This window comes from Bradyrhizobium sp. LA6.8, from assembly GCF_040547935.1.
In the GTDB taxonomy this organism is placed as follows: domain Bacteria; phylum Pseudomonadota; class Alphaproteobacteria; order Rhizobiales; family Xanthobacteraceae; genus Bradyrhizobium; species Bradyrhizobium barranii.
In genome coordinates this window covers 183887-206634 of sequence record NZ_JBEPQQ010000004.1, presented here as the reverse complement: position 1 = coordinate 206634, position 22748 = coordinate 183887, and the positions used below count along the sequence as shown (strand labels likewise).

Sequence of the window (22748 nt, the reverse complement as noted above, 5' to 3'; positions counted from 1 at the left end):
CGCAAGCGTGATCCCCAACCGCGGGCATTCGCCAAAGGCAGGCCTACATGATGACCATACTTCAATCCGGGGGCCTGCCCGACGCCATGATGCGCTCTCATTGGCCTTTCCCCGAACGAGATGATGGAGAACGACCATGACCCGCACGAAGATTGCCGTTGCAGCCGCGCTGCTGTCTGCGGCGGCCCTGATGCCGACGATGGCGCAGGCGCAGTTCTCCGAACCTGCGGCCTATCAGGCCGCCCATCCCGACCGCGATGTGCTGAACGGCGGCCAGCTCACGCCTGCGGCGCGCCAAGCTCGTGGCGAGACAGTGGCACCGAGCGAGGCCTATGCGGCTTATCCGTCTGGTGTGACGCCGGTCGTTCGCCCGCGCCACCGCCGTCACCACCAATAAGAAGAGTCTAGACGATCTGCCTTGTGTCGGCCGGCCTGTGCAGCGCGCCGACCAGGATGCGCAGCGCTTCCGTCAGCTCCGATCGATTGCGCGCGGCGCCGAGCGAGACGCGCGCGGCATGCGGCGGTGTTCCGTCCACAGTGAAAGCATCGCCGGCGACGACTGCAAGTCCATTCCGCAACAGATGCGCGGCGACGTCAGGGCGGCCCTCCGGCAGCCGCAGCCAGAGATGATGGGCGGCGGGTTTGGCCAGGAACTGAATGCCTTTCAGCGCGCGCTGCGCAAGCTGCTGGCGGCCGATCGCCTCGTTGCGGATGGCGGTGATGATGCGATCGGCGATGCCGTTCTCGATCCAATGCGTCACCAACGCGACCATCAGCGGTGCCGGCATCTGCACGGTGGCCTGCAGGCCGGCACGCATGTCCCGCTGCGCAGCGTTGTCGGGCGTCACGAGATAGGCGACGCGCAGCGCCGGCGCGATGCATTTCGACAGCGTGGTCGCGAGATAGGTCCGCTCCGGAATGAGGTTTGCGATCGGCGATGCCGAACGGTCGAGCAGCCCGTAGGCATCGTCCTCGATCAGCGTCGTATCGGCATCGCTGATGATCTTGGCGATGGCATTGCGCCGTTCGGCGGAAAGCGTCGCCGTGGTCGGATTGTGCAGCGTTGGAATGAGATAGACGGCCTTCGGCCTGTGCGCGCGACAGGCCTTCGCCAGCGCATCGGGCAGGATGCCGCCGTCATCCATGGCGACACCGACGAGCCTGACGCCGAGCCGCGCCGCGGCGGCCTTGATGCCGGGGAAGGTGAGCGCTTCCGTCAGCACGACGTCGCCGGGCCGTACGAAATGCGCGAGCAGGTTGAACAGGATCGTCTGCGTGCCGGGAAAGATCACGAGCCTGTCGGCGTGCGCGTGCGGAACGCGTGCACGCATCCAGCGGGCCGCGACCTCGCGCTCATGCGCGCTGCCGCCGGGCGGCTGATAGTTGAGATGCGCCGTCAGGCCCGATTGCGCGCGGATGGCTTCCATCCCGGCAATGATCCGCTCATCGAGTTGCGCTTCGAGCGGATGCGGCGGCACGTTCATCGAGAGGTCGATCGCGACCGGGTGCGGCATGTCGACCGCGCGGCGCGCGCTGGTCTCGGATACGAATGAGCCTTGTCCGACCCGGGCGTCCATGATGCCGCGGCGCCGCGCCTCGGTGTAGGCGCGCGTCACCGTGGTGAGGTCGATGCCGAGGGCCTTCGCCAGCGCGCGCTGCGTCGGCAGCTGCTGGCCGCGCACCAGCCGGCCTGCGGCGATGTCGGCCTCCATGGCCTCGACGATGCGCTGGTAGCGCGGCCCGCTCAGCTCCGAGATTGTAGGGGTCCAATCCATGCAACTTAGGCCCATATCCTTTGAATGTATGGATGCAAGATATTATTGTATGGATCAGCGAAAAGGAAGAGGTGCTGTCATGGCAACCGGTTCAGTCTCTCTCACGAAGGCGATGTGGCGCGGCTTCTTGGGCAAGTGCCCGAACTGCGGCGAAGGACACATGTTCCGCCGTTTCCTGAAAGTCGCGGACAGCTGCGACCATTGTGGCGAGGAGCTGTTTCACCAGCGCGCCGATGACTTCCCGGCTTATCTGGTGATGGTCGTTGTTGGTCACCTCGTCGTGCCGGCGATCCTCGCGGTCGAGACGGCCTACGCGCCGGCGGTCTGGCTGCAACTGGCCGTGTGGTTGCCGGTGACGCTGTTCGCTTCGCTCGCGCTGCTGCAGCCGACCAAGGGCGCCATCGTCGGCCTGCAATGGCAGATCGGCATGCATGGTTTTGAGGCGGGCAAGCTGCGGCGCGAGGCCGTCGCACCCGTCCTCGTGAAGGTGAACACCCGCGCGGCCTGAGAGGCCGCAGCGTTTACATCGCGCGCGCGGCCGTTACACTCCATCGTACAAACAAGAACGATGGAAACGCCGATGGCCGCACGCGCGAAGACTTTTCTGCTCTGTCATGGCGCATGGTCCGGCGGATGGGCCTGGAAGAAGATGCATCCGCTGATGGCGCAGGCCGGCCACGGCCTGGTGGCGCCGACCTACACCGGGCTCGGCGAGCGCGCGCATCTGGCCAGTCCCGCGATCGATCTCGAGACGCACATCCAGGATATCCTCAACGTCATCAAGTTCGAGGACCTCGACAACATCGTGCTGCTCGGCCACAGCTATGGCGGCATGGTCGCGACCGGCGTCGCCGACCGCGCGCGTGAGCGCGTCACGCAACTGATCTATCTCGACGCCTTCGTGCCGCGTGACGGTCAGTCGCTGTTCGATCTCAATGAGGGCGGGCGCGAGCCGATGCGCAAGGCAGCAGCTGCGGGTGATGGTTATCGCATTCCGCCGAACCCGCCGCCGCCGGATACGCCGCAGGCCGATCTCGACTGGCTCAATGCGCGCCGCATCAACATGCCGATCAAATGTTTCGAGACGAGGCTCAAGCTCGAACACGGCGAGCCGGCGATGCCGCGCAGCTACATCTATTGCAGGCGCATTCCGCCGGGCGATGTGTTCGGGCAGTTCGCGAAGCGCACGAAGAGCGAGGAGGGCTGGCGCTATTTCGAGCTCGATGCCAGTCATGCGCCGAACGTGACGGCGCCCGAGGCTTTGATGGGCGTGTTGAACGAGATTGTCGCTTAGTTCGCAGCCGTCATTCCGGGGCTCGCGAAGCGAGAGCCCGGAATCCATCAGGCGGCAGAGTCGGTGGATGAATGGATTCCGGGCTCGTGCTGCGCACGCCCCGGAATGACAGCCGGGTCAAAATGGTGAGGGGCTCGATGCGGTCAGCATCGAACCCCTCGTCACTTTCTTAGCAAGACGCGTTTTCTTCATGCGAACCGGAAAACCACTTCGCTCGAAAACGCTTTAGAATATCAGCCGGCCTGTAAGCCGGGTTCTGTAAGGCACCGTCCGCTTGCGCGAACGATGCGTGACGGCCATTCCTCTGGGACCATGTTTGCACATGGCCTCGAGCAACCTACCCGGACGGCGGGCCTGACATCGCCCCGCGGCGTTATCGCTTGCGCGAACAGCCCGCTACGCCGTCCCTATTCGGTTTTGCTCCCGGTGGGGTTTACCATGCCGGCTCCGTTGCCGGAGCCGCGGTGCGCTCTTACCGCACCTTTTCACCCTTACCTGCCTTCGCAGCTTGCGCTGCTACGGCACGGCAGGCCCGAGGGCTTGCCGCGCCAGAGCCCCGAAGGGGCGTCGGCGGGCGGTTCGTTCTCTGTGGCACTTTCCCTGGGGTTGCCCCCGCCGGACGTTATCCGGCACCGTATGTCAAGGGAGCCCGGACTTTCCTCCCCGGCGGCCTTTCGGCACCTGCCGGAGCGGCCGTCCGGCCGACTGACCGGCTACGCATGGGGCATTTGTGACGGTTCCGTCAAGCAGAGATCGCCGCGCACGCCGGCTGCGAATAATTTATCCTGAACATGTCGTTGGGCGTGGGCCCGGTTCGACTGGATGCCGGCAATCCAGCCGAGCAACAGGAGTTAAGCGATGCAGTATTTGCTGCTGATCTACCGGAACGAAGCTCAACAGAGCAAGATGGACCCCGCAGATTACCAGAAGCTGTTGGCGGAGTATTCCGCCTACACCCAGTCCATCGTCCAGAGCGGCAACTTCAAGGCCGGCGACGGGCTCCAGCCGACCTCGACTGCGACCACCGTTCGCGTTCGCGACGGCAAGGTACTCGCGACCGATGGTCCGTTCGCCGAGACCCGCGAGCAACTCGGCGGCTATTATCTCGTCGAGGCGAGAGACCTCGACGCAGCGATCGCGATGGCCGCGCGGATTCCCGGAGCCAGGGACGGCTCGATCGAAGTCAGGCCCGTGATGATCTACAAATGATCTCGTCCCATAATATCGAATAATTATCCCGAGGATGTCGTTTGATGTTGGCCCCGTTCGACTGGATGTCGGCAATCAGGCCGAACAACAGGAGTAAGCCATGCAGTACCTACTGCTGATCTACCGGAACGAAGCGAAAATGATCAACATGTCCCCCGCGGACCGTCAGGCGCTGTCGGCGGAGTACGGCACTTACACGCAGTCCATCGTCCAGAGCGGCCATTTCAAGGCCGGCGACGGGCTTCAGCCGACCACGACGGCGACCACCGTGCGCGTGCGCGAGGGCAAGACCCTGACGACCGACGGTCCCTTCGCGGAGACTCGCGAGCAGCTCGCCGGCTACTATCTGGTCGAGGCCAAGGATCTGGACACCGCCGTCGGACTGGCTGCTCGGATTCCCGAGGCCAAAGAGGGATCCATCGAAGTCAGGCCGGTCATGATCTACAAGTGATCTGTCCTGCCGACATCGCTCGGATTTTTCGCGACGAGGCGGGGCGGGTGCTTGCCACGCTGATCCGCCTCGTCGGCGATTTCGATCTCGCCGAGGACGCGCTCCAGGATGCCTTCGCGGTCGCGCTGGAGCGCTGGTCGGCGGGCGAGGTGCCCGATAATCCGCGCGCCTGGCTGGTCAATGTCGGTCGCAACAAGGCGATCGATCGCATCCGGCGGCAGGCCGTGTTCCGCGGCAAGCAGCGGGCGCTCGTGCATGAGCTCGAGTTCAACGCGCAGGCGCCCGACGAGCCGCCAGCAACGCTCGATGACGATATGCTGCGGCTGATCTTCACGTGCTGCCATCCAGCCTTCGCCATCGAGGTCCAGGTCGCGCTGACGCTGCGCACCGTCTGCGGGCTGTCCATGGCGCAGGTCGCGCGCGCCTTTCTCGTCGGCGAGGATGCGATGGCGCAGCGCCTCGTCCGCGCCAAGCAGAAGATCAGGCTCGCCGGCATTCCTTATGAAGTGCCCGAGCACGCCGCGCTTGCGCCGCGGCTCAACGGCGTGCTCGCCGTGATCTATCTCGTCTTCACCGAAGGCTATGTTGCGACCTCGGGCGCGGATTTGATGCGGCCCGATCTCGCGGTCGAAGCGATCAGGCTCGGCCGGTTGCTCGACCGGCTGATGCCGGATCGCGCCGGGATCAAAGGCCTGCTCGCCTTGATGTTACTGCACGATGCGCGCCGTGCCGGGCGCGAGACCACAGCCGGCGACGTCGTTCTGCTGGAAGAGCAGGATCGTTCGCTCTGGAATTGTGTGCAGATCGAGGAAGGTCTGCGTCTCGTGGACGACGCGCTCCGCGTGCCTGGCCGCCCGCAGCCCTATGCTGTGCAGGCCGCGATCGCCGCGCTGCATGCCCGTGCGCCGAGCTACGAGCAGACCGACTGGCCGCAGATCGCTGGCCTCTACGAAGTGCTCTTGCGCATCAATCCGTCGCCGGTGATCGAGCTTAACCACGCCGCCGCAGTCTCGATGGTCGACGGCCCGGCGCGCGCGCTCGATCTCGTCGACGCGATCACCGCGCGCGGCGGGCTTGGCGGCTACGAGCTGTTGCCCGCGGTGCGCGCGGATCTGTTGCGACGGCTTGGGCGCAAGGACGAAGCGCGCGAGGCGTATGTCGCCGCGACGGCGGCGACGCAGCTGGAGCCGCTACGGCGGCTGTATGCGCGACGGATGCGGGAGATGGAGTAATCGCCGCACATTCCGTCATTGCGAGGAGCGTAGCGACGAAGCAATCCAGACTCTTTCCGCGGAGGCAGTCTGGATTGCTTCGCTGCGCTCGCAATGACCGGAGTGTGTGGCTTGCGCCGTTACTTCGCCGCGACAGCCGTTGCACCCGCCGGCAGGCTTGCGAGCAACGCCTGCAATGTCGACAGCGTCGAGTGATCCGCGACACCATCGAGCCGGGCCGGGCGGAAATGGCGCTGGAAGGCGGTGACGACTTCCATCGTCGCGGCGTCGTATTTGCCGGTCAGCGGCACGCCGTAGCCGTATCGGGCGAGCGCCTGCTGCAGGCTCAGCACCTCGTCGCTGATGGTGCCGAGCATCAGGCTCTCGCCGCGCACGACCGGCGCGGGCGTCACCCAGTGTCCGACGCCGGAATTGGCCAGCGAATGCCACGGAAATTTCTCGCCGGGATCCTTCTTGCGCGCCGGCGCGACGTCGGAATGGCCGAGCACCCGGTGCGCGGCGACGTTGCGGCGAAGCATGATGCCGCGGCACAACGTGATCACGGCGGCAATCTGGCGCGACGGATATTCCGGATAGCCCCAGTCATGGCCGCGATTGATGATCTCGATGCCGATCGAGCAGGAGTTGATGTCGTCCTCGCCGGCCCAGGACGAGACGCCCGCGTGCCAGGCGCGCTTGGCCTCGGGCACGCATTGCACGATGCGGCCGTCCTCCAGCACGACGTAATGCGCCGACACTTCGGTGCCCGCCGTGCACAGCCGCGCCAGCGCGCCCTCGACGTCGGGCATGCCGGTGTAGTGCAGCAGGATCATATCCGGCTGCCGTCCCTTGTTGCGGTCGCCATGGTTCGGCGAAGGGATGATGTCGGAGACGATCGAGGAATCCGGCTCGAACGTCCGCGTGTTCGCCGCGGCCTTGGGAACCGGGAGAACGCGTTGACGTTTCGAATCAGATCCAGACGGCGTGGAAGGACCGGACGACATAGACAGCTCAAGTCGGACAGAGAGTGGGCCAAGCCCTTCTCTTTACTATTCCTTTACCCTCCGCCGCGCGCAATCGCGCGGCGCGGTTAATGGATGCATTTTGGCGCATGTGTGTGGATGGAGCATCACCGACGCGTCACCTTTTCGACTTGTAACAAGCCGATCAACGCTTTCTTAACGCTAAGGGCCGTTACTGAGGATTGAAGAGCCGACCCGCGTCCGGAGGCGGCCAAAGCGTATTTTGGCTCGAAATCCCATGGCTGCCCGACAAATTCCACTGGGAACACTGGGTTTGCGGCCCGGGATGACCGGGCTCGGTAACCATGCTGGACGAGGGTTGGGTCGTGGAACCGCCGCGACGCGGAATTATTCGAGGCGTAATGGACTCGCTCGTCCCAGATCTCGCATGGACGCTCTGCGGGTGTGGCGCATGAGCTCGGTTCCGCACATCCCCGTTCTTGGCCGTGAGGCGGTCGATCATCTCGCGCCGCGCGCGGGCGGGATCTATATCGACGCCACCTTCGGCGCCGGCGGCTACAGCCGCGCCATTCTCGACGTGCCGGGAACCCGGCTGATTGCGATCGATCGCGACCGCACGGCGATCGCCGGCGGGGCTGAGCTGGTCGAACGCTCCGCGGGCCGGCTGACGCTGGTCGAGGACCGCTTCTCCAATCTCGCCGAGGTCTGTGCGGCGCAAGGCTTCGATGCCGTCGACGGCGTCGTGATGGATGTCGGGGTCTCCTCGATGCAGCTCGACCAGGCCGGCCGCGGCTTCTCCTTCCGTCTCGACGGTCCGCTCGACATGCGGATGGGGCAGGCGGGGCCGACGGCGGCCGACATCGTCGCGCGCGCCTCGGAAAGCGATCTCGCCGACATCATCTATCTCTTTGGTGAGGAGCGGCAGTCGCGCCGTATCGCCCGCGCCATCGTCGCCGACCGGCAGGAGACGCCGTTCACGACAACGCGCGCGCTCGCCGATCTCGTCGGCCGGGTCGTGCGCTCGAAACCCGGCGATATTCATCCGGCGACGCGAACGTTCCAGGCCCTGCGCATCTTCGTCAACGACGAGCTCGAGGAACTCCAGACCGCGCTCGCCGCGGCCGAGCGCGTGCTCAGGCCGGACGGCCGCCTCGTGGTGGTCTCGTTTCATTCGCTGGAAGACCGCATCGTCAAGAATTTCCTCTCCGAGCGTAGCAAGACAGGCGGCGGTTCGCGGCATCTGCCGGAAGTGGCGCAAACCGCGCCGAGCTTCCAGTTGCTGACGCGGCGGCCGGTGATCGCTGGCGAAGAGGAAGTCGCCCATAACCCACGCGCGCGTTCCGCAAAACTGCGTGCCGCCGAGCGCACGTCCGCGCCCGCGCACGACGACGGCGAGACCTCGTCCTGGCCAAAGCTCGCCGACGTGATGAGGGGTGGCTAGCGCATGCGCTTCATCCACCTCCTCGTCATCGGCGCGCTGATCTTCGCGGCGGCCTATGTCTACCGGATCAAGATGGACTCCACGGCGCGCACCGAAAAGGTGCTGCGGCTGCATGCGGAGATCCGCGAGCAGCGCGATGCAATCGCGGCGCTGCGCTCCGAATGGGCCAAGCTCGATGCGCCCTTGCGTCTGCAGGGCCTTTCCGACCGGCATCTGCCGCTCAAGCCGGTCAACGGCACGCAATATGACTCGCTGAAGAACCTGCCGGAGCGTCCGCCGCGGATGTTCAGGCCAGGCGAGCCGGATCCGATCGGGGCCATGCTCAACACCATCGAAGCCGCGAGCGAGCCGGATACGGTGACGGGCTCCGTGCCTCAGCCCGAGGACAAGCAATGAGCGCTGTGACCCCGGCCAAGCCAACTCAAAAGCCGCCCGAGCCCTGGCGGCAGCGGCTGATCCGCAGCCTGCTCTACGGGCGCAACGTTGACCGCGCCGCGAAGGCGCGCGCGCGCGTTGGCCTCGCGATGATCGCCTTTACCTCGGTCTACGTCCTGATCGGCGGCCGGCTCGTGATGTTCGCGATCGGTGCCGACGCCCACAGCGCGCGCCGTGCTGCCGCGCAAGAGGTGGTCGCGACCGCGCGGCCCGACATCGTCGACCGCAACGGCGCGATCCTCGCGACCGACGTCAAGGCCGCGAGCCTGTTCGGCGAGCCGCGCCGCATCATCGACAAGGACGAGGCGATCGAGCTTCTCACCGCCACCGTGCCCGACCTCGACGAGGCCGAGGTGCGCGAGCGCTTGTCGGCGCGAAAGGGTTTTGTCTGGCTCAAGCGCGAGATCACGCCGAAGCAGCAACAGGACATCCACAAGCTCGGCATTCCCGGCATCGGCTTCCTGCGCGAGAACAAGCGCGTCTATCCGACCGGCAACGAGGTCGCCCACCTCATCGGTCTCGTCAACATCGACAACCAGGGCATCGCCGGCATGGAGAAGTGGCTCGACAATCAAGGGCTCGCCGATCTCCACCGCGCAGGCTTTGCCACCGACCGCCTGCAGAAGCCGATCGAGCTGTCGGTCGATCTGCGCGTCGAGCACGCGCTGCGCGACGAGCTCTTGAAGGCCAAGGAGAAGTACCACACCAAGGCCGCCTCCGGCATCGTCTCGAATGTCAAGACCGGCGAGATCGTGGCGATGGTCTCGCTTCCGGATTTCGATCCCAACAATCCGAAGGAAGCGCACGACCCCGACCGCATCAACCGCCTGACCACGGGCGTCTACGAGATGGGCTCGACCTTCAAGGCGTTCACGCTGGCGATGGCGCTCGATTCCGGAAAGATCAATTTGAACTCGTCGTGGGATGCACGCGGAAACCTGCACTACGGCAAGTTCACCATCCACGACAGTCATTCGCTCGGACGTTTCATCAACACCAAGGAAGTGTTCTATTACTCCTCCAACATCGGCGCTGCGCGGATCGCGCTCGGCCAGGGTGTCGAGGCGCACAAGGCGTTCCTTGCCAAGATGGGCCAGTTGACGCGGCTGCGCACCGAGCTGCCGGAGAGCGCGGCTCCGCTGGTGCCGCGCCGCTGGAGTGAGCTGAACACGGTCACCATCGCGTTCGGCCAGGGTCTGTCGGTGGCGCCGCTCCAGGCGGTGATGGGCATCAACGCGCTGATGAACGGTGGCTATTTGATTCCGCCGACCTTCATGAAGCGAAGCGAAGCTGAAGCGGCGGCGATGGCCAAGCGCGTGATCAAGCAAGAGACCAGCGACAAGATGCGGTATCTGATGCGGCTCAATGCGGAGGTCGGGTCGGCGAGACAGGCAGACGTCAAGGGCTACTATGTCGGCGGCAAGACCGGCACGTCCGAGAAAGTCATCAATGGCCGCTATGCCAAGAAGCGGGTGCTCAACTCCTTCACGGCGATCATGCCCTCCGACAATCCAAAATATCAGATCCTGATCATGCTGGACGAGCCGCAGGCGCTGCCCGAAACAAAAGGTTTCATCACCTCGGGCTGGAACGCGGTGCCGACCGGCGGCAAGGTGATCGAGCGGATCGCGCCGCTTCTGGGCATCGAGCCACGGTTTGACCTGCCGCCGTCCGACCGCCTTATTCTTGCAGCATCCAGGACAACCCAGTAATCAACGGGGGTGGGCCGTCGCCGCTGCTGAGTCGGGGCTTTTCCGAAGATCCGGCTTTCCGGACGGCATGTCGACTGGAAGACCATGAAGCTGCGCGACCTCCTAGGTCAGGACGTTCCAGGCAATGATGCCGCAATCGAGCCCGCTGTCGCGGCGCTCGATGTGACCGGCGTTGCGCTCGACAGCCGTATGGTCAAGTCAGGTGATCTCTTCTTCGCGCTCGCGGGCAGCAAGACCGACGGCGCGCGCTTCATCGATGCCGCGATTGCAGCAGGCGCGGTGGCCGTCGTCGGCGACCATGCACCTGATGGCAGCAAGGTGCCGTTCGTCACGGTGACCAATCCGCGCCGCGCGCTGGCGCTGGCCGCGGCCAAATTCTTCCCCGCACAGCCCGCGACCATCGCGGCGGTGACCGGCACCAGCGGCAAGACCTCGGTCGCCGCGTTCACGCGCCAGATCTGGGAGCGGCTGGGGCATGCCTCCGCCAGCATCGGCACCATCGGTCTCGTCTCGCCCAAGCGCACCGTCTACGGTTCGCTGACGACGCCGGATCCGATCGCGCTGCACCGGCAGCTCGATGAGATCGCGCGCGAAGGCGTGACGCATCTCGCCTTCGAGGCGTCCTCGCACGGGCTCGACCAGTACCGCCTCGACGGCGTGCGTGTCTCCGCCGGCGGCTTCACCAATCTCTCGCGCGACCACATGGATTACCATCCAACCGTCGCGCATTATCTCGCAGCAAAACTCCGCCTGTTCCGCGAATTGGTCCCGGCGGATGGGGCGGCGGTGATCTCCGCCGATCATGATTGCTCGGCGGAAGCAATCAATGCTGCCAGGTCGCACGGCCTGCGCGTGATGGCGGTCGGCCGCAACGGCGACGGGGCAGGCGAGGGCATTCGTCTCGCCGGGGCAGAGGTCGAAGGTTTTTCGCAAGTCCTTGCCGTCGAACATCGCGGCAAGCGTTATGCGGTCCGGCTGCCGCTGGCCGGCGAATTCCAGATCGAGAACGCACTGGTGTCGGCCGGTCTGGCGATCGGCACCGGCAGCGATCCGGCCAACGTGTTCGCGAGCCTCGAACATCTCGAAGGCGCCAAGGGTCGGCTCGAGCGCGTCGGCGAGCGCAACGGTGCGCCGATCTTCGTCGACTACGCCCACAAGCCCGACGCGTTGGAGAAGGCGTTGCAGGCTTTGCGGCCTTACGCAAAACGCCGGCTGGTCGTCGTGTTCGGCGCGGGCGGCGATCGCGATGCCGGCAAGCGCCCGATCATGGGCGAGATCGCGGCCGAGAACGCCGACCGCGTCATCATCACCGACGACAATCCGCGCAGCGAGAAGCCGGAAGCCATTCGCGCAGAAATCCTCGCGACTGCAAAAGGTGCCCGCGAAATCGGCGACCGTGCCGCGGCGATCCGCACCGCGATCGAGGAGTTGGAAGACGGCGATGCGCTGCTCGTCGCCGGCAAGGGCCACGAGACCGGACAGATCGTCGGCGGCGAGGTGCTGCCCTTCAGTGATCACGAGGCGGTCGCCGCCGCATTAGCGTCGAGGGATGCATGAGCGCGCCAATATGGACGGTTGCCGAAGTGGCGCGTGCGCTGGGCGCTGCGGGATCATTTCCGGACACGCCGATCGAATTCGTCACCCAGGACAGCCGCCTGGTGAAGCCGGGCAGCCTGTTCGTCGCGCTCAGCGGCACGCCGAGCGGCGGCTTCATCTCGGCCTTCGCCGGCGCGCGCGACGGCTGGGAGTTCGCCGACAAGGCGGAAGCTTCGGGCGCGGTCGCGATGATCGTGCCGCACGAGATCGCCAGCATCCGCATTCCCCAGATCGTCGTCAAGGACACGCTGATCGACGGTCTCTGGGGCCTCGCACGCGCCGCACGCGCCCGTTTCAACGGACCGGTGATCGGGCTCACCGGCAGCGCGGGCAAGACCAGCACCAAGGAATTCCTCGCGGCCTATCCCGGCGCCTATGCCAGTCCGTCGAGCTTCAACAATTTCTGGGGCGTGCCGCTGACGCTGTGCAACGCCAGGCCCGATGCCAGCCTCTGGGTCGTCGAGATGGGCATGAACCAGACCGGCGAGATCGCGCGGCTTAGCGAGCTGACGCGGCCGACCGTTGCGCTCGTCGTCAACGTTCAGCCGGTGCATCTGGAAAAGCTCGGCTCGCTCGAAGCCATCAGGCGTGAGAAGGTGTCGATCGCGCTCGGCCTGCCCGAGGATGGCGTGCTGGTGCTGCCTGCCGGGATCAAGGCGCCGGACTGGAAGGGCAAGGTGGTACGGTTTGGCGAGAAAGCCGAGGTGCACGAGGTCGCGCACGCGCCGCATGGCGAGAGCTGGCAGGTCGTGGCCGCGCTCGGCAAGAAGGAGATCGCCTTCAGCCTGACGCCGGGCGCACCGCACCGCGTGCAGAATGCGCTTGCGGCGCTCGCTTCGATCCGCGCCGCGAACCTCGATGCGGCGACGCTCGCGATCAAGCTCGACCGGGTCGGCATCATGACCGGCCGCGGCGTCGAGCAGGCGATTGGCGGCGTCACCGTGATCGACGACAGTTTCAACGGCAATCCGGCCAGCGTGGCTGCTGCACTGCAAAGCCTCCAGGCGCGCAACGTGACCGGCGGCCGTCGCATTGCGGTGCTCGGCGACATGCTGGAACTGGGCGATGACGCACCGAGCTACCACACGGCCCTCGCCAAGCATCTCGACGGCATCGACGGCGTTTACTGCGTAGGTCCCTTGATGCGCCATCTCTACGACGTGTTGCCGGCGGGCAAGGGCCTGGGCTGGCACGACGACCCCGCCACGCTGAAGCCGGGCGAGGTCGCAAATCTGCTGAGGGCAGGCGATGTCGTGGTTGTCAAGGGCAGCAAGAAGATGTTCTGGGTCAACAAGTTTGTGCCGGGCCTAGTGGCCGCCTTGCAGGCAAAGGCGTAAACTGCTTGGAAGGCGCTGTTCCCGAATCCCACCCTTTGCGGCGCGAAGCCGTTCGTTTTCCCAGAGGTCGCCCGACCCCATGAAGAAGACCCGCGAATGCGCGTGAGGCAAGTCAAGGCCAACACCAGGGCCGCGTGCAAAGGCGCCATAGGACCGTCTGAATGTTTTACTGGCTGATCGAGCTCTCCAACACATTTCCCGGCTTCGGTGCCGTTCGCACCTTCCTGAACGTCTTCCGCTACATCACCTTCCGCACCGGCGGCGCCGTCGTCACCGGCGCGCTGTTCGTGTTCCTGTTCGGGCCCTGGATCATCGACCATCTGCGCATCCGTCAGGGCAAGGGCCAGCCGATCCGGACCGACGGCCCGCAATCGCATCTCGCCAAGAAAGGCACGCCCACCATGGGCGGGCTGATGATCCTGTCCGGCCTCACGGTCGGCACCGTGCTGTGGGCCAATCCGCTCAACCCCTATGTCTGGATCGTGCTGGCGGTGACGCTCGGCTTCGGCTTCGTCGGCTTCTATGACGATTACCTCAAGGTGACCAAGCAGACCACGACGGGCTTCGGCAGCAAGCTGCGCCTGCTGATCGAGGCAGCCATCGCGCTGGTCGCCTGCTATGCGCTGGTGCGGTTGAACCGCGATCCCGCGTCGACCGCGCTGACGATTCCCTTCCTCAAGGACACCGTGCTGCATTTCGGCTGGTTCTTCGTCGTGTTCGGCGCCTTCGTCATCGTCGGCGCCGGCAATGCGGTGAACCTCACCGACGGTCTCGACGGCCTCGCCATCGTGCCCGTGATGATCGCGACCGCGAGCTTTGCGATGATCGCCTATCTCGCCGGCAACGCGGTGTTCGCCGACTATCTCCAGATCAAATATGTCGCCGGCACCGGCGAGCTCGCGGTGCTCTGCGGCGCGCTGCTGGGCGCCGGTCTCGGGTTCCTCTGGTTCAACGCGCCGCCGGCCTCGATCTTCATGGGCGACACCGGCTCGCTCGCGCTCGGCGGCATGCTCGGCGCAATCGCGGTCGCGGTGAAGCACGAGATCGTGCTCGCGGTGATCGGCGGCCTGTTCGTGCTGGAGGCGGTCTCCGTCATCGTGCAGGTGGTGTCGTTCAAGATGACGGGCAAGCGCATCTTCCGCATGGCGCCGATCCATCACCATTTCGAGCAACTCGGCTGGACCGAGCCGCAGATCGTGATCCGCTTCTGGATCATCTCGGTGATGCTGGCGCTCGCCGGTCTGTCGACGCTGAAGCTGCGGTGATCGATCGATGATCCCGGTCACATCCTTCGCCGGCAAGACGGTCGCGGTGTTCGGCCTCGGCGGCTCGGGGCTTGCGTCCTGTCACGCGTTGAAAGCGGGCGGCGCCGAGGTGATTGCCGCCGACGACAATGCCGAGAACGTCGCCAAGGCCGCGCAAGCGGGTTTCATCACGGCCGATTTGCGCAATGTCAGCTGGGCGAATTTCGCGGCGCTGGTGCTCGCGCCCGGCGTGCCGCTGACGCATCCGGTGCCGCACTGGAGCGTGCTGAAGGCGCGCGAGGCCGGCTGCGAGGTGATCGGCGATATCGAGCTGTTCTGCCGCGAGCGTCGCCGTCACGCGCCCAGCGCGCCGTTCGTCGCGATCACCGGCACCAACGGCAAGTCGACCACGACCGCGCTGATTGCGCATCTGACAAAGGTCGCCGGCTACGACACCCAGATGGGCGGCAATATCGGCACCGCGATCCTGTCGCTGGAGCCGCCGCGCACGGGCCGCGTCCACGTCATCGAGATGTCGTCCTATCAGATCGACCTCACGCCCTCGCTTGATCCCTCCGTCGGCATCCTGCTCAATGTCAGCGAGGACCACATCGACCGTCACGGCACCCTCGCGCACTACGCTGCGGTGAAGGAGCGTCTCGTCGCCAGCGTGCAAGGAGGCGGCACCGCGATCGTCGGTGTCGACGATGGCTTCTGCCGCGACATCGCCGACCGGCTCGACCGCGCCGGCAAGAACGTGGTGCGGATCTCCGTCAAGAACCCGCTGGCCTCCGGCATCCATGTCGAGCACGGCAATATCGTGCGCACCGCTGGCGGCGCGCGGAGCGAGGTCGCAAAGCTCGGCGGCATCGGCTCGCTCCGCGGCCAGCACAACGCGCAGAACGCGGCCTGCGCCGCCGCCGCCGCGCTCGCGATGGGCATCAGCCTCGATGTGCTGCAGAACGGGCTGCGCAGCTTTCCCGGCCTCGCGCATCGGATGGAGCAGGTCGGCCGCCGCGGCAACGTGTTGTTCGTCAACGACTCCAAGGGCACCAACGCGGATGCGACTGCGCATGCGCTGTCGTCCTTTTCGGAGATCTTCTGGATCGCCGGCGGCAAGCCCAAGGCGGGCGGCATCACTGGCCTGACCGGCTACTTCCCGCGCATCCGCAAGGCCTATCTGATCGGCGAGGCCGCGCAGGAATTTTCGGGAACGCTGGGCACGCAAGTGGCGCACGAGATCAGCCAGACGCTGGACGTCGCCGTCGAGCACGCCGCGCGCGATGCCGAAGCCTCGGGCCTCGCGGATGCGGTGGTGCTGCTGTCACCCGCCTGCGCGTCCTTCGACCAGTACCGCAACTTCGAGATCCGCGGCACCAAGTTCCGCGAACTGGTTCAGGCGCTGCCGGGTGTGAAGCCGGTGGTGTAGGGCGCGGCTACTCCTTGCTCCGCTGTCGTCGCCCGGCTTGACCGGGCGACCCAGTATCCCAGAGGCGGTGCTTGAGCCGGGAGGCCACGGCGTACTGGATGCCCCGGTCAAGCCGGGGCATGACGAGCATGTGAGGTCGGCGCTCGCTCCTATCTCCAAACATCCGCGTTTCCTTAACCCCCCGGTAACCAACCTCGGCGACCAATGGACCGACCTCTGTCCGAAAGCGGCCGCCCATGCTCTCCCGTGAAGAACGCACCCCCTTTTCCGAGTGGTGGTGGACCGTCGACAAGCCGCTGATGGGCGCCATCCTGGCGCTGATGCTCACCGGCGTGATCCTGTCGCTGGCGGCGAGCCCGCCGGTCGCGACCCGCATCGGGCTCGATCCGTTCCACTTCTTCAGCCGGCACGTGATGTTCCTGGCGCCGTCCTGCCTGGTGCTGCTCGGGGTGTCCTTCCTGACGCCGCGCGCGATCCGCCGCTCGGCCCTGATCATCTTCGCGGCCAGCATCATCCTGATCGTGCTGACGCTCGCGATCGGCCCCGAAGTGAAGGGATCGCGGCGCTGGATCACGCTGCTCGGCGTCAACATCCAGGCCTCCGAAGTTGCAAAGCCGTCGTTCGTTGTCATCGCCGCCTGGCTGTTCGCGGAATCGACCAGGCGGCCGGAGATGCCGGCGACCTCGATGGCGCTGGTACTGCTCTTGATGCTGGTCTCGCTGCTGGTGATGGAGCCCGACTTCGGTCAGACCATGCTGATCCTGATGGTGTGGGGCTCGCTGTTCTTCATCGCGGGCATGCGCATGATCTGGGTGTTCGGCCTGGCGGGCGCCGCCGCGGCCGGTCTGTTCAGTGCTTATCTGTTCGTCCCGCACGTCGCCGGCCGCATCAAGCGCTTCATGAATCCGGCTTCCGGCGACACCTTCCAGGTCGATACCGCCATGGAAGCCTTCTACAACGGCGGATGGTTCGGGCTCGGGCCGGGCGAGGGCATCGCCAAGCGCAGCCTGCCGGACAGTCACACCGACTTCGTGTTCGCGGTTGCCGCCGAGGAGTTCGGCATCATCCTGTGCCTTGCGATGCTGGCGCTGTTCGCTTTCGTCGTGATCCGCACGCTGTCGCGCGCCTACGCCAATGAGGACATGTTCTCGCGCTTTGCGGCGTCCGGCCTTGCGATCCTGTTCGGCGTGCAGGCCGCGATCAACATGTCGGTCAACCTCCAGCTCATCCCCGCCAAGGGCATGACGCTGCCCTTCATCTCCTATGGTGGCTCCTCGATCGTGTCGCTGGCCTATGGTGTCGGCATGATGCTGGCCCTGACGCGGCTGCGCCCGCGGACTGAAGTTGAGGCGAGCGGCCATGCCGAGGCGATGCGCAGTTACGCGTGACCACTCTCGTGTCCCGGACAAGCTCCGCGAAGCGGAGCGCAGAGCCGGGACCCAGAATGCCGCACCCATGGGCCCCGGTTCAGCAGCGCACCACGCCGCGAAGTGCGGCGCGCTGCGCTGCGCCGGGGCACGAGCACGGCTCGCAATAGGCGCTTTTTCCCTGTAAATACCGCTACCATGGACACTTCCCCCCTGATTCTTCTCGCCGCGGGCGGCACCGGCGGCCATTTGTTTCCGGCCGAGGCGCTCGGTGTCGAGCTGATCCGGCGCGGCTTTCGCGTCCGCCTCGTCACGGACGAGCGGGCCCTGCGCTATAGCGGGCTGTTCAGCAAGGACATGATCGACGTCGTCTTGAGCGAGACCGCGCGTGGCCGCAATCCATTGCAGCTCGCCTATGCCGGCCTCACGCTCGCCGCCGGCACGCTGTCCGCCTACGGCCTGATCAAGCGATTGAAGCCCGTCGCCGTCGTCGGCTTCGGCGGCTACCCGACGCTGCCGCCTCTGGTCGCTGCGAAGTTTGCGGGCGTCCCCAGCGTCATCCACGACGCCAATGCGGTGCTCGGCCGCGCCAACCGGTTCCTGGCGAGCCGCGTCCGCGCCATCGCGACGTCGTTGCCCGGCGTGCTCGACCGCGATCCGGCGCTGGCAGGCAAGACCACGACCGTGGGCACGCCAATGCGTCCGGCGATCCTCGCCGCAGCCGCCGTGCCGTATGTCGCGCCTGAAGCGAACGGACCGCTGCGCCTGCTCGTCGTCGGCGGCAGCCAGGGCGCACGCATCATGGCCGACATCGTCCCGGGTGCGATCGAGCGGCTCGAGCCCGCGCTGTGGAGCCGGCTCGTCCTCACCCAGCAGGTGCGCGACGAGGACATGGCGCGCGTGCGCGCGGTCTACGACAAGCTCAAGATCAATGCCGAGCTCGCGCCGTTCTTCACCGATCTGCCGGCGCGGCTCGCCTCCAACCATCTGGTGGTGTCGCGCTCCGGCGCCGGCACGGTCGCCGAACTCGCTGCGATCGGACGGCCCTCGATCCTGGTGCCATTGCCCGGCTCGATCGACCAGGACCAGTTCGCCAATGCCGGGGTGCTGGCCAAGGTCGACGGCGCGATCCGTATCCCGCAGACCGAGTTCACCTCCGACCGGCTCGCCGCCGAGATCTCCGCCTTCGCCGCCGAGCCCGCGCATCTTGCTTCCATGGCCGCGGCCGCGAAGGGGGCGGGGCGGCTCGATGCGGCCGAACGTTTGGCCGATCTGGTGATCAAAGTCGCGGGAATCTGACGCGAAAAAGCCCTTGTCTTGGCCTTCCAAAGCGGGGCATCCAGTAGGAAAGGCGCGCGGCTGATTTGGCCGTGACCTTCGCCAGATGCCGCCTTTCCGGCGGCAAGGTCAGGGAACAGAGCATGAGACTGCCGCGCGAGATCGGACCCATCCACTTCGTCGGGATCGGCGGGATCGGCATGAGCGGCATCGCCGAGGTGCTGGTTAATCTCGGCTATGTCGTGCAGGGCTCGGACGCCTCCGACAATTACAATCTCGACCGTCTGCGCAAGGCGGGCGCGAAGGTCTCTGTCGGCCACAAGGCCGAGAATGTTGACGGCGCTGCGGTCGTCGTCGTGTCCACCGCGATCAAGCGAGACAATCCGGAACTGATGGTGGCGCGCGAACGCCGCATTCCCGTGGTGCGCCGCGCCGAGATGCTGGCCGAGCTGATGCGGCTGAAGAGCTGCGTCGCCATCGCAGGCACCCACGGCAAGACCACGACGACCACGATGGTCGCAACGCTGCTCGATGCCGGCGGCCTCGATCCCACCGTGATCAATGGCGGCATCATCAATGCCTATGGCTCGAATGCGCGCCTCGGTGCCGGCGACTGGATGGTGGTCGAAGCGGACGAGAGCGATGGCACGTTCCTGAAGCTGCCGACCGATGTCGCGATCGTCACCAATGTCGACCCCGAGCATCTCGATCACTTCAAGACCTTCGAGGCGGTGCAGGACGCGTTCCGGCATTTCGTCGAGAACCTGCCGTTCTACGGCTTCGCCGTGATGTGCATCGACCATCCCGTCGTGCAGAGCCTCGTCGGCAAGATCGAGGATCGTCGCATCATCACCTATGGCGAGAATCCGCAGGCCGATGTGCGGCTCGTCGATCTCACCCCGATGGGCGGTGGCTCCAAGTTCAAGGTCGCGTTCCGCGATCGCAAGACCGGCGCCGTGCACGAGATCGCCGATCTCATGTTGCCGATGCCGGGACGCCACAACGCCTCCAACGCGACGGCCGCGATTGCGGTCGCGCGCGAACTCGGCGTGTCGGACGAGGCGATCCGCAAGGCGATCGCAGGCTTCGGCGGCGTCAAGCGCCGCTTCACCAAGACAGGCGAGTGGAACGGCGTCACGGTGATCGACGATTACGGTCATCACCCCGTCGAGATCGCGGCAGTGCTGAAGGCGGCGCGGGAATCCACCAACGGCAAGATCGTCGCCGTGGTGCAGCCGCATCGCTACACCCGCCTGCAATCGCTGTTCGAGGAATTCTGCACCTGCTTCAACGATGCGGATGCGGTTGTTGTCGCCGATGTCTATGCCGCCGGCGAGGCGCCGATCGACGGCATCGACCGCGATCATTTCGTCGCCGGCCTGCGCGCGCACGGCCATCGCGAGGTGGTGCCGCTGCCGGGTGCGCCGGAGCTCGCGGGGATCGTCAAGGGCCTGGCGAAGTCCGGCGATCTCGTCGTGTGTCTCGGTGCGGGCAACATCACGCAATGGGCGTATGCCTTGCCCGACGAATTGAAGGCGCTGGGGTGAGCGCTCTCATGAGAGTCTCACAGACAGCCACACGGCACATCGCGCTCCCTCCCCCCTTGCGGGGGAGGGCGGGGGAGAGGGGTGGCCCCGGGCGAGGTCTGAGTTCGTGGCTACCCCTCTCCCTGACCCTCCCCCGCAAGGGGGGAGGGAACGGAGAGATTGTGCCTTCCTCACTTGAGGATGTGGCATGAGCTTCCCCGACCTCACGCCCGATCTCAAAGCCGCGATGCCGGAGCTGCGTGGCCGGATGCTGGCCAACCAGTCGCTCGCCGAGCTCACCTGGTTTCGCGTCGGTGGTCCCGCGCAGGTGCTGTTCACGCCGGCGGACGAGGACGATCTCGCTTACTTCCTCGCGCATCTTGCGTCCGACATTCCCGTCTATGTCGTCGGAGTCGGCTCCAACCTGATCGTGCGCGACGGTGGCATTGCGGGCGTGGTGATTCGGCTGGCGCCGCGCGCCTTTGGCGAGGCGAGCGCGAGCGGCGATGTCGTCACCGCTGGAACTGCCGCGCTCGACAAGCGCGTGGCGGAAGTGGCGGCCTCCGCCAATATCGGCGGGCTCGAATTCTATTTCGGCATTCCAGGCACCATCGGCGGTGCGCTGCGCATGAATGCGGGCGCCAATGGCGGCGAGACCAAGGACGTATTGATCGAGGCGACCGGTATTGCGAGGGACGGCAGCAAGCACGTGTTCTCGAACGCCGACATGAAGTTCGTGTACCGCAACAGCGGCGTCGATCCCTCCATCATCTTCACCTCCGCGCGCTTTCGCGGCGAGATCAAGGATACTGATACGATCCGCGCCCGCATGGCGGAGGTGCAAACCCACCGCGAGACCGCGCAGCCGATCCGCGAAAAGACCGGCGGCTCGACCTTCAAGAACCCGCCCGGCTATTCCGCCTGGAAGCTGGTCGACGCCGCCGGCTGCCGCGGCCTGCGCGTCGGCGGCGCGCAGGTCTCGGAGATGCACTGTAATTTCCTGATCAACACGGGCGATGCCACCGCGCACGACATCGAGACGCTGGGCGAGACCGTGCGCGAACGGGTGAAGGCAAATTCCGGAATTGAGCTACATTGGGAAATCAAGCGGATTGGAATTCCCGGCTAACCTGGACAGGCGACGAGAGAACATGCGCATCACCATCCTCTTCGGCGGCTCCAACCGGGAGCGTCTGGTTTCGGTCGCCTCAGCCCAGGCGCTACATCAGGCGCTGCCCGAGGCCGATCTCTGGTGGTGGGACGTCGAGGACAAGGTGCATGTCGTGCAGTCGAAGCAACTGCTCGAACACGCCCGTCCGTTCGAGGACGAGTTCAAGCCCGGCACATCAGGCATTCCGCTGGGGCAGGCGCTCGACCAGGCCAAGACAGAGGGCCGCGTGCTGGTGCTCGGCCTGCATGGCGGGCGCGCGGAGAACGGCGAATTGCAGGTGATGTGCGAGGCGCGCGGCGTGCCTTTCACCGGATCGGGCTCGGCCTCCTCGCATCTCGCCTTCGACAAGATCGCGGCCAAGCATTTCGCCGCGCTCGGCGGCGTGACGCCGCCGGCCAATGTTGCGCTGGACAAGATCGACGAGGCCTTCGCCGAATACGGCCGGCTGATCGCAAAGCCGGCGCGCGACGGCTCGAGCTATGGCCTGATCTTCGTCAACGCCAAGCAGGATCTCGTCGCCGTCCGCAATGCGGCGGAGCACGAAGACTATGTGATCGAGCCCTACATCGCAGGCGTCGAGGCAACCTGCGGCGTGCTGGAGCGCACCGACGGCTCGATCGTCTCGCTGCCGCCGATCGAGATCATTCCGGGCGAGGGCAATTTCGACTACGCCGCAAAATATCTCCTGAAGTCGACCCAGGAGATCTGCCCCGGCCGTTTTGCGCCCGAGATCACCGCTGCACTGAAGGAGCAGGCGATGCTGGCGCATCGCGCGATGTCCTGCACCGGCTATTCCCGCTCGGACTTCATCGTCTCCGACAGGGGCCTGATCTATCTCGAGACCAACACGCTGCCCGGGTTGACCAAGTCCTCGCTCTACCCCAAGGCGCTGAAAGCCGAAGGCATCGAGTTCGTCGACTTCCTGCGCGGCCTGGTCGAGCTCGCCGGGCGGGGCGTAAGAAAATAATTAGGACTGGTTAACGGCCGAACCGGCGAAATGGCCGGTTTTGGAACCCAAAACCGGTAAAATGCCGGACATCGCGGCATAAATGCCTCACATGCCTGGGCAAAACGCATCCCGCGTTAACGAAGTTTACCTTTTGTTTACCAGGACGTCCGAAGGTTAACGCTGGCGGCGCATATGACGCTTTGGCTGCCGGCGCGTGGGCTGTTGCGGGTGATGTCACCTCCAGCGAACGCTTTGAAGGGGAGAGGTTTTCTTCTTCTGAAGACCAGCACCCGGCCCGGCAAGTCCGAGACGTCATGTTCGCCAGGACCCGCGCGATGTC

Annotated in this window: 20 protein-coding genes and 1 other RNA gene; 18 read left to right on the top strand and 3 right to left on the bottom strand. The window is 65.7% G+C overall.

The genetic code is table 11. From position 1 onward, the window contains the following. The first annotated feature begins 136 nt into the window (after positions 1 to 136). Positions 137 to 397, top strand: a complete 261-nt coding sequence (locus ABIA90_RS21135; protein ID WP_166101958.1) for a hypothetical protein — start codon at positions 137 to 139, stop codon at positions 395 to 397. A 7-nt stretch (positions 398 to 404) separates the two neighbouring features. Here the strand turns inward: ABIA90_RS21135 and ABIA90_RS21130 are convergent, their stop codons facing one another. Further along, positions 405 to 1775 carry an aminotransferase-like domain-containing protein gene (locus ABIA90_RS21130; protein WP_354119512.1) on the bottom strand — a complete coding sequence of 457 codons (1371 nt, stop codon included), beginning with the start codon at positions 1773 to 1775 and terminating at the stop codon, positions 405 to 407. Between the two features lie 49 nt (positions 1776 to 1824). Between ABIA90_RS21130 and ABIA90_RS21125 the strand changes: the two genes are divergently transcribed. Together ABIA90_RS21125 and ABIA90_RS21120 are read left to right on the top strand one after the other, a co-directional pair. Then, entirely contained in the window at positions 1825 to 2283 is a 459-nt protein-coding gene (locus ABIA90_RS21125) for a DUF983 domain-containing protein (protein WP_354119513.1), read from the top strand. 72 nt (positions 2284 to 2355) lie between these two features. Continuing rightward, the gene (locus ABIA90_RS21120) at positions 2356 to 3069 is read left to right on the top strand and encodes an alpha/beta fold hydrolase (protein ID WP_354119514.1); all 714 of its coding nucleotides are present in this window, start codon (positions 2356 to 2358) and stop codon (positions 3067 to 3069) included. 229 nt (positions 3070 to 3298) lie between these two features. On the opposite strand, the gene rnpB is transcribed toward ABIA90_RS21120, so the two are convergent. Further along, positions 3299 to 3778: RNase P RNA component class A (gene rnpB / locus ABIA90_RS21115), an RNA gene on the bottom strand. A 149-nt stretch (positions 3779 to 3927) separates the two neighbouring features. On the opposite strand from rnpB, the gene ABIA90_RS21110 reads away from it, so the two are divergent. From ABIA90_RS21110 to ABIA90_RS21100, 3 genes are all read left to right on the top strand, one after another. Then, positions 3928 to 4278: a YciI family protein gene (locus ABIA90_RS21110; protein ID WP_063981532.1), complete on the top strand. Its 351-nt coding sequence runs from the start codon at positions 3928 to 3930 to the stop codon at positions 4276 to 4278. 100 nt (positions 4279 to 4378) lie between these two features. Further along, the gene (locus ABIA90_RS21105; RefSeq protein WP_063981533.1) at positions 4379 to 4729 is read left to right on the top strand and encodes a YciI family protein; all 351 of its coding nucleotides are present in this window, start codon (positions 4379 to 4381) and stop codon (positions 4727 to 4729) included. Continuing rightward, positions 4726 to 5961, top strand: a complete 1236-nt coding sequence (locus ABIA90_RS21100) for an RNA polymerase sigma factor (protein ID WP_155794952.1) — start codon at positions 4726 to 4728, stop codon at positions 5959 to 5961. The genes ABIA90_RS21105 and ABIA90_RS21100 overlap by 4 nt, the downstream gene beginning before the upstream one ends. Before the next feature lie 119 nt (positions 5962 to 6080). Here ABIA90_RS21100 and ABIA90_RS21095 read toward each other — a convergent pair whose 3' ends face one another. Beyond that, the gene (locus ABIA90_RS21095; RefSeq protein WP_354119515.1) at positions 6081 to 6944 is read right to left on the bottom strand and encodes an N-acetylmuramoyl-L-alanine amidase; all 864 of its coding nucleotides are present in this window, start codon (positions 6942 to 6944) and stop codon (positions 6081 to 6083) included. Between the two features lie 430 nt (positions 6945 to 7374). Between ABIA90_RS21095 and rsmH the strand changes: the two genes are divergently transcribed. From rsmH to ABIA90_RS21035, 12 genes are all read left to right on the top strand, one after another. After that, positions 7375 to 8364 (top strand): 16S rRNA (cytosine(1402)-N(4))-methyltransferase RsmH, encoded by a 990-nt coding sequence (rsmH, locus tag ABIA90_RS21090; RefSeq protein ID WP_354119516.1) that lies wholly within the window; start codon positions 7375 to 7377, stop codon positions 8362 to 8364. 3 nt (positions 8365 to 8367) lie between these two features. After that, the gene (gene ftsL, locus ABIA90_RS21085; RefSeq protein ID WP_354119517.1) at positions 8368 to 8760 is read left to right on the top strand and encodes a cell division protein FtsL; all 393 of its coding nucleotides are present in this window, start codon (positions 8368 to 8370) and stop codon (positions 8758 to 8760) included. After that, a complete protein-coding gene (locus tag ABIA90_RS21080) occupies positions 8757 to 10511 on the top strand; it encodes a peptidoglycan D,D-transpeptidase FtsI family protein (RefSeq protein WP_354119518.1) in 1755 nt (584 codons plus the stop codon). Before ftsL ends, ABIA90_RS21080 begins: the two co-directional genes overlap by 4 nt. Before the next feature lie 84 nt (positions 10512 to 10595). Further along, positions 10596 to 12068: a UDP-N-acetylmuramoyl-L-alanyl-D-glutamate--2,6-diaminopimelate ligase gene (locus ABIA90_RS21075; protein ID WP_354119519.1), complete on the top strand. Its 1473-nt coding sequence runs from the start codon at positions 10596 to 10598 to the stop codon at positions 12066 to 12068. After that, on the top strand, positions 12065 to 13444 hold the full coding sequence (locus ABIA90_RS21070; RefSeq protein ID WP_354119520.1) for a UDP-N-acetylmuramoyl-tripeptide--D-alanyl-D-alanine ligase: 1380 nt from the start codon (positions 12065 to 12067) through the stop codon (positions 13442 to 13444). Before ABIA90_RS21075 ends, ABIA90_RS21070 begins: the two co-directional genes overlap by 4 nt. A 161-nt stretch (positions 13445 to 13605) precedes the next feature. After that, the gene (gene mraY, locus ABIA90_RS21065; protein WP_028156369.1) at positions 13606 to 14709 is read left to right on the top strand and encodes a phospho-N-acetylmuramoyl-pentapeptide-transferase; all 1104 of its coding nucleotides are present in this window, start codon (positions 13606 to 13608) and stop codon (positions 14707 to 14709) included. Between the two features lie 7 nt (positions 14710 to 14716). Continuing rightward, positions 14717 to 16117 (top strand): UDP-N-acetylmuramoyl-L-alanine--D-glutamate ligase, encoded by a 1401-nt coding sequence (gene murD, locus ABIA90_RS21060; protein ID WP_354119521.1) that lies wholly within the window; start codon positions 14717 to 14719, stop codon positions 16115 to 16117. A 236-nt stretch (positions 16118 to 16353) separates the two neighbouring features. Further along, positions 16354 to 17505, top strand: coding sequence for a putative lipid II flippase FtsW (ftsW, locus tag ABIA90_RS21055; RefSeq protein WP_063981538.1), 1152 nt, complete (start codon positions 16354 to 16356; stop codon positions 17503 to 17505). Between the two features lie 177 nt (positions 17506 to 17682). Beyond that, positions 17683 to 18783, top strand: a complete 1101-nt coding sequence (gene murG / locus ABIA90_RS21050; RefSeq protein WP_354119522.1) for an undecaprenyldiphospho-muramoylpentapeptide beta-N-acetylglucosaminyltransferase — start codon at positions 17683 to 17685, stop codon at positions 18781 to 18783. A 122-nt stretch (positions 18784 to 18905) separates the two neighbouring features. Beyond that, the gene (murC, locus tag ABIA90_RS21045; RefSeq protein WP_354119523.1) at positions 18906 to 20309 is read left to right on the top strand and encodes a UDP-N-acetylmuramate--L-alanine ligase; all 1404 of its coding nucleotides are present in this window, start codon (positions 18906 to 18908) and stop codon (positions 20307 to 20309) included. A 187-nt stretch (positions 20310 to 20496) separates the two neighbouring features. Next, positions 20497 to 21417: a UDP-N-acetylmuramate dehydrogenase gene (gene murB / locus ABIA90_RS21040; protein WP_354119524.1), complete on the top strand. Its 921-nt coding sequence runs from the start codon at positions 20497 to 20499 to the stop codon at positions 21415 to 21417. Between the two features lie 22 nt (positions 21418 to 21439). After that, entirely contained in the window at positions 21440 to 22426 is a 987-nt protein-coding gene (locus ABIA90_RS21035) for a D-alanine--D-alanine ligase family protein (RefSeq protein ID WP_354119525.1), read from the top strand. Positions 22427 to 22748 lie beyond the last annotated feature (322 nt).